Annotated in this window: 2 protein-coding genes; both read right to left on the reverse strand. The window is 35.8% G+C overall.

All coding sequences use genetic code 11. The features are described from left to right. Positions 1-90 precede the first annotated feature (90 nt). A complete protein-coding gene (locus ACFFIT_RS05710) occupies positions 91-501 on the reverse strand; it encodes an IS66 family transposase (protein WP_385876691.1) in 411 nt (136 codons plus the stop codon). Positions 502-558: 57 nt separating this feature from the next. Further along, entirely contained in the window at positions 559-756 is a 198-nt protein-coding gene (locus ACFFIT_RS05715) for a hypothetical protein (RefSeq protein ID WP_385876690.1), read from the reverse strand. Positions 757-868 lie beyond the last annotated feature (112 nt).

An 868-nucleotide genomic window follows, 5' to 3' on the forward strand; every position in this document is an offset into this window, starting at 1 on the left:
TTTAAATTCATTTGAAAATTTTGGGTTAGCCATATTTTTAAATCTCCTATTATTTAATGATAGTGTGCTATAAAATTATTAACAACTATCCTAATTGATAGGGCTTTCAGCGAGGGGTGAAAGTGCATTTCCCACTGCAGCTACCCAATCTGATAAGGTGCTGAGTGAAAAATCCACGCCCATTGTTTTAAACAGCTGTCGCTGCCTATAAAGAGGCAAGTGGTAAATGAATTTTTTAGCAACAATCTCAGCAAGCAGGTTATCAGTTGGAATGCCTTTATCAATGATTTCTGCAGGCATAGGCGTTGCGACTAAAGTTTGACAGCAAGTGCAGGTGTACTTAATGCGCTTAGTACGAATGACAATAATTTTAGCAAGAATAAAATCAACTTTTTCAGAAATTGCTTCACCGATAGCCGTCATTTCACTAGAGCATGTTTTACAGGTTTTATCCTCTAAATCAATAATACGTTCTTCCCTTGGTAAATCGGGATTAATGATTTTACGACCACGTGATTTTTTTGGGGGAGTACTCGACTCAGCTTTTTCAGTCGCACCCTAGGAGGCGTCTGAAGGTGCTTCAGTAGAATCACATGAGTGAGTATTTTCAATAAAAGAAGCGAGTTCAGAGAACTCTTCCTCTGAAAATAGATTAAACTGCTTATCATTCACTTCACTTTTACGGGCAAATGTTCTCATCATCATTGCTTTGAGTTTTTCTTCAGCAAAGTTGTAGCGTTTGAATAAATCAACCACGAGCGCAATCCCTATCAATTAGGATAGTTGTTAATAATTTTATAGTACACTATCATTAAATAATAGGAGATTTAAAAATATGGCTAACCCAAAATTTTCAAATGAATTTAAA

The sequence above is a fragment of the Thorsellia kenyensis genome, from assembly GCF_042432445.1.
Lineage (GTDB): Bacteria > Pseudomonadota > Gammaproteobacteria > Enterobacterales > Thorselliaceae > Thorsellia > Thorsellia kenyensis.